This is a genomic window from Neobacillus drentensis (genome assembly GCF_036966985.1).
Taxonomy (GTDB): Bacteria; Bacillota; Bacilli; order Bacillales; family Cytobacillaceae; genus Neobacillus; species Neobacillus drentensis_E.
Window position 1 is genome coordinate 1 of the sequence record NZ_JBALSN010000044.1, and the last position, 6,256, is coordinate 6,256.

General features: G+C 35.2%; 7 protein-coding genes. 6 read left to right on the top strand and 1 reads right to left on the bottom strand.

Annotation, left to right across the window (positions count from 1 at the left end; all coding sequences use genetic code 11):
* Positions 1–7: 7 nt before the first annotated feature.
* Positions 8–772, bottom strand: a complete 765-nt coding sequence (locus tag V7659_RS03200) for an IclR family transcriptional regulator (RefSeq protein ID WP_335538042.1) — start codon at positions 770–772, stop codon at positions 8–10.
* Positions 773–948: 176 nt separating this feature from the next.
* On the opposite strand from V7659_RS03200, the gene V7659_RS03205 reads away from it, so the two are divergent.
* The 6 genes from V7659_RS03205 (at position 949) to V7659_RS03230 (ending at position 5,591) form a co-directional block, all read left to right on the top strand.
* Positions 949–2,142, top strand: coding sequence for an FAD-dependent monooxygenase (locus tag V7659_RS03205; protein WP_335538044.1), 1,194 nt, complete (start codon positions 949–951; stop codon positions 2,140–2,142).
* 106 nt (positions 2,143–2,248) lie between these two features.
* Positions 2,249–2,752 (top strand): DinB family protein, encoded by a 504-nt coding sequence (locus tag V7659_RS03210; protein WP_335538046.1) that lies wholly within the window; start codon positions 2,249–2,251, stop codon positions 2,750–2,752.
* A gap of 176 nt (positions 2,753–2,928) precedes the next feature.
* Positions 2,929–3,930 carry a macro domain-containing protein gene (locus tag V7659_RS03215; RefSeq protein WP_335538047.1) on the top strand — a complete coding sequence of 334 codons (1,002 nt, stop codon included), beginning with the start codon at positions 2,929–2,931 and terminating at the stop codon, positions 3,928–3,930.
* A gap of 124 nt (positions 3,931–4,054) precedes the next feature.
* Complete coding sequence (locus V7659_RS03220; RefSeq protein ID WP_335538048.1) at positions 4,055–4,414, top strand: truncated hemoglobin; 360 nt, start codon at positions 4,055–4,057, stop codon at positions 4,412–4,414.
* A 226-nt stretch (positions 4,415–4,640) separates the two neighbouring features.
* Positions 4,641–5,258, top strand: coding sequence for a TetR/AcrR family transcriptional regulator (locus V7659_RS03225; RefSeq protein WP_335538050.1), 618 nt, complete (start codon positions 4,641–4,643; stop codon positions 5,256–5,258).
* A 156-nt stretch (positions 5,259–5,414) separates the two neighbouring features.
* Positions 5,415–5,591 carry a hypothetical protein gene (locus tag V7659_RS03230; RefSeq protein ID WP_335538052.1) on the top strand — a complete coding sequence of 59 codons (177 nt, stop codon included), beginning with the start codon at positions 5,415–5,417 and terminating at the stop codon, positions 5,589–5,591.
* The last annotated feature ends 665 nt before the right edge of the window (positions 5,592–6,256 follow it).

Here is a 6,256-nt window from a genome sequence, read left to right on the forward strand (position 1 = left end):
AAGAAATTCATTTCACAAAACCGTAATATTCTGAAATTTCCTTTGCGATATTGAGAACGTATTGTCCAATTGAATGGTCGGCAGAATTTGGTACGGTCTCGGTAATACCAACGATGGTAATAGCACCGAGCAGTTCATGGTTGAAATTTAATAGAGGAACACTAAAAGAAGATACATGCATTATAAGTGGCTCCGTCTTTGATGCAAAATGCAGCTGTCTTGTTTTTTCTTTTTCATTTTGAAATTGCCGTAATTCGTTTTCATTGAACTTCGATAATTCTTCTACTTCCCATTCCTTCCGATGGACATCTTTTTCAAAAGCAGAAAAAACGACGCCAGTAGAGGAGGAAAGCGGCAAATGTGTCCCCATTTGTGCTCCGATATTAATTCCATAATCGGCACTTAAAATATATGAAATGAATGGACCTTTTATAGTTGGTACAGCAAGTAGTACGGTTAGGTTTGTGAACTCAGTGATCTTTTTGAAATAGGGAATAACCACTTCAATTAAAGAAGTTTGTCCTAGAGCAACATTTCCTAGCTGTACTAATTTATGTCCAAGAGTATACATGTTTGTATGAGGATTTCGATTGATTAACCCAAATTGGCTTAGTGTGGACAAATATTTATATAAATTACTTTTTGTCATCGAAGCTCGGTTTTGAATATCAGTAAACTTTAGAGGCTCTTTTTCCATTGCTAAGATTTCTAATATGTTTAAACCCATTTGTAATGACTGAATACCCGCAGTTTTCGTTTCAGTTGTCATCATGATCACCCTATTTTCAATTAATTTTGGTTAGTATAGCAGAAATAATGATTTGTAGAAATTTCTAAATTTTATAATTTTTTTGTTGACGAAATAGTGAATAATGAGATAAAGTTTTCTTATCAGGAACTTAGTTCACTATTTATAGAAAATTATAAAACATTTGGGAGGAATTTACAATGACTAATGTAAGCGACATCATTATTGTAGGTGGAGGAATCGGTGGTTTAGCTGTAGCTCTATCAATCCAAGAAACTGGTAAATCAGTGGCAATTTTTGAACAAGCTCCTGAATTTGGGGAAGTAGGTGCAGGGATTCAGTTAGCACCAAACGCAATAGAGGTTTTAGATCGTTTAGGGGTAAAGGAAGAAATTTTAAAGCATGCGGTAATACCTAAACGACTTGTACTAAAAGATGTTTATACGGCTAAAGAGTTAGCAACTCTTGATTTAGGGGAAGAGTTCCAAAAAGAATTCGGTCAGCCATATATCGTATTGCATCGCTCTGACTTACACCGAGTTCTTTATGAAGCATGTCAAAAACGTAGTAATGTTAAATTTTTTACCAACCAAACGATTCAAACGGCAGAACAAAATGGTGATACAGTAACAATTGTCAACCAACATGGTGATACGTTCACTGCAGAAGCAGTGATTGGTGCGGACGGGGTAAAATCAAATATGCGAAAGCTATTTATTGAAGATGAACCAGTAAACTCTGCATATGTTGCTTACCGTGGAACGATTCCAATTGAAGAAGTGGCGAATAACTCTAACTTAGACTTAGATGATGTGATCATGTGGATTGGGCCAAACCTGCACTTAGTACAATATCCAGTTCGTCGTGGAGAGCTTTACAACCAAGTAGTCGTGTTTAAATCATATGATGCTACTGTAGAGGACTGGGGAAATCCAGATGAAATGACACACCGTTTTGAAAATACTCATCCAAAAGTACAAAACGCTTTATCTTACATTAACCGTCAATTCCGTTGGCAAATGTATGACCGTGAACCAATCGATAATTGGACAAAAGGTAACATTACATTATTAGGGGATTCTGGTCATGCCATGCTTCAATATTTAGCTCAAGGCGGCGTTCAAGCTTTCGAAGATGCGTTTGTATTAGGTGAGAAAGTAAAAGAACATAAATCTTATGAAGAAGCATTTAAAGCATACCAAGACCTGCGGATTCCGCGTTCTGCGATGGTACAAACAACAGCACGTAAATGGGGCGAAATTATTCACGCTGAAGATCCAACAACCATTTCACTTCGTAACTTTATTTTCGAACAACACAAACCAACAGATTACAAGACAGTTGATTTCTTATATGGCTATCTCAAAAAAAATTATGAACGTGTCAATTGCTAATTAACAACTTAAATAAAAACGCGTTAGAGATAACTCTAGCGCATTTTTATTCGAATTCTTATAAAACTATTGATCATTTAGGTGAGGATTTGGAGGATGTATGACTATGACAACAGCAGTACTCAATGAAAAATTGGAAACTTTTAAAAAGTGTATTGATGAGATCGTTACGGTAGTGAAGAATACAGAAGAGGCGGCGCTTTTCATAAAACCTTCTGAAGAAGAATGGTCTGCCATGCAAATTGTCTCTCATATAATAGAAGCAGTTGATTTTTGGGTGACAGATCTGGAAGCCTTGCTAGTGGTTCCAGGTGCAAAATGGGGACGTAATCATGAACATGTTCGTCGTTTAGCTGCAGTAGATGAAACCGTTGTATCTCGTATGAAAAAAGATGATGCCATCACTACACTATTAAACTTAGTGCCAAAAGTAGAGGCAGCACTTACTAAAGTTGAAGAAGAGGATTTAGTAAAAACAGCTCCAAGTTATAATCCAAACTTTGACGGCAAACCGTTATCATTTTTAGTCGACCATTTAATCGTTAAACACNNGTCATTACGAGCAAATTCTTCGTCATTTAGAAAAAGTTCGCTAAACAAATCGAAATAATAACTACCTTTAAAGCTCCTGATTTTGCAGGAGTTTTATTTTGTCTAAACTTCCATGTTCATTACTAACCTCCAATTAAATAAATGGTATAATCTCCCTAAGGAATAAAAATTTCAACTTGGACGTTGTTGGGGATAAAAATCTTATAAATAATTGTTTTGGAGGAAAAAAAACGGATGCCATTAGAAATTATTCGCCATGATATTACCAAGATGAAGGTGGATGCGATTGTCAATGCTGCGAATACATCACTGAGGATGGGTGGTGGCGTTTGTGGTGCTATCTTTCGTGCGGCTGGTGTCAATGAGCTGCAAAAAGCATGCGATCAAATCGGGGAATGCAAGGTTGGAGAAGCTGTATTGACTGACGGCTTTAACTTAGAGGCAAAATATATCATACATACACCTGGACCGAATTGGCAAGGTGGTTCCAATCAAGAAGGCTTACGGTTAAAGGAATCTTACAATAACTCCTTGGAGCTGGCCATGACCCATCAGTGTGAATCCATCGCATTCCCGTTGATATCGACGGGCATTTATGGTTATCCCAAGGAGGAAGCATTACAAATTGCGGTTTCGACGATCGGCTCCTTTTTATTACAGTATGACATGCTTGTTTATCTAGTTGTTTTTGATAAAAGCTCTTTCGGTTTAAGCAAGAAATTATTTACATCGATTCATCAATATATTGATGAGCATTATGTGGAAGAAATAGAAAGCATGTTTTCCCGTAATAGGGAAGAACCATACATATGGGAAAGCCAGCAAGAAATCGAAATTGTTCAGCAGGATGTGTTTAAAGAAGCTGAGTATTCCTTAGTCAACCTGTTGGACGAACTTGATGAATCTTTTTCTGAACGGCTGCTTCGTTTCATTGATGAAAAGGGGATGACGGATGTAGAGACCTATAAACGGGCGAATATTGACCGGCGATTATTCTCCAAAATCCGGAATGAAGCCGATTATACTCCGAAAAAGAAAACCACGATTGCGTTTGCTGTCGCTTTAAAGTTAAACGTGGAGGAAACGATGGACCTGCTAGCTGCTGCTGGTTATACCTTGTCACGGAGCAATAAATTTGATGTAATTATTGATTACTTTATTCAACATGCTAACTATAATATTCACGAAATCAACGAGGCCTTATTCGCTTTTGACCAGCCATTACTTGGCGCCTAACATGTCGATTTTCAATCTTTTTTCTACCACAAAGTCTTTTTCGTGATGTAAATCACAAATTTAGATTGTAGTTTACACTATAATGATAGTATTAATTACTTTATTTAAGAAAAAGAGGGTATGGATGATGACGATTGTACTGGATCAGGAAAAAGTGAATGAGTTAGTTGACCGATTTTATGATAAGCTTCTAAAAGATTCCTACTATATTAACATGTTTAATGAAAGAAACACGGATATCGAATTATTGAAAGATCGGCAAAGAGTATTTATCAACCGACTAGTTTCCGGCGGATCTGATCAGGAACAAGGGAAGCAAGTCTCACAAGTGAAAGAAAGACATCCATTTCAAATTGCTCCAGATAGGGCCGAAATCTGGTTCGGTAATTTGAAAGAGACAATGGATGAAATGGAAATGGATGTTAGTATAAAGAAGCATCTGACTGAGAAGGTAGATTTTTTGCTGAGTAAGATTATAAAATAATTCCAAATTATTAGTTGTTATTAATGATGTTTAAGTCCTTGTTAAATAACAAGGGCTATTTGTGGTGCCTGACACCATGTAATATTTGTTTCGTGTGAGAAGTTTAGGTAAATTTTGGTTGCTTTTTATGGTGGAAATAAGCTAAAATTTAAATAAACCGGATGGTCGTTTTTGAATATTTTACATATAATATATTGTCAATTTAATTTTAAAGGCGGAGATAATAATGCCACCGATAGTATCTGATGATTATAAAGAGAAGAAGAAAAAAGAGATCTTATCGAGTGCTTTTGTTTGTTTTGCGAAAAAAGGTTTCGAAGTAGCCACGATCAATGATATTGTAGAACATTCTGGTATCAGTAAAGGTGCAATTTATAATTACTTTCAAAGTAAAGATGATATTTATCTAGAATTAATGAGTACAGAAACGAGTCAAACTTATGATGAACTTAATCAGGAAATTTCTAAAAAGACATCAGCCATAGAAAAATTAAACTATTTGTTCGATATATACTTAGACCTAAATCCTTTTATCGAAGAAAATAAAGCTCGTTTTTCTGTTCACTTAGAGTTCAAACTTCATTCTTCAAGGAACAAAGAATTAACCGAACAATTACGTAGTCGGAGGCAAAAATATTTTATTTCTCAGATCACCGATATTCTTAAAGATGGACAGAAAACTGGTGAAATAAAACAAGATTTGAATCCAGAATTATTTGCAGATCTTTTTTGGTCCATGGTCGATGGAGTGGTCTCGCAGACCATTGTATACGAAGATTATCCATACCATGAGGTATTAAAAGAAATAAAAAAGATGTTTATCCTAAGAGTATTGGTGCAATAAGGCAAGCCCTTTTAATCGGCTTGTTTTTTTGCACATATGAATTGCTGCTATAATATCAGGCACAAATTAAGAATCGTTGAAGCAGTAAAATAAACCGAACGGTCGTCTTTTATACATTTTGTTATAAATTTTAATCTTATGGGAGGATGAAATAAAATGAGAATGTATGATTATCAAACTATGATGGGAATAAAACAACAGGAAGTGGAAAAAAATGCGGAGTCAGCATGGAAATATGTTAATAGCTCTCAAAAACAACAGCAAGATGAGTCCACGGACGGCAAAAGGTCTTTTAGGAAAAGATTAGAAAATTTGTTGGGATCATCGAATTGAAGGAAAGGGTTCACAAAATACAAATGAAAAAATGGTGAAAAAGCTCCTTTTGCTTCAAAAAATGCATTAGGAGCCTTTTCTTTTAAGACGAAGGTGAAAAAACGCTCAATAAACTCAAAAATATTACAATTTTATGAAAACTATTATTCGAACCTAGCTTAAATGAATAGGAATGATATAATTTGGATGTCAACAACCATTCCTTTTTGATTTCCTCGTTTCTTCAACATGATTGATTCTACTATTGATCCTATAATGATTGTTCTAATTTTCCCTTCTACATTTTATTACCTAAAAAATTTCCCTCAAATTGGAAATAACCTTTCTATTCTATTTTTCTCATTGGGTACCTAGTCTATTTTATAAATGTTTATTTCTTTATAAATTAAAGGAAGGTGGATTAGAATTGATTTGCCCTCAATAATAGGCTGTTTTACAATCAAGTGCCAATCGTTTAAAGTGAATATAATCTAAGAACGGAGGTTTTGTTTATGGAAGATAAAGTAGATAAAATTCTTTCAGAACTGCAGAATACAAATGAGCTTATAAGTAATATGAAGACAAGCCAAAAAGAAATGACTTCCCGAATGGAAAGTCTGGAGACGGGCCAAGAAGCATTAAAAAAGGGGCAAATAGAAGTGACTTCCCGGATGCAAAATTTGGAG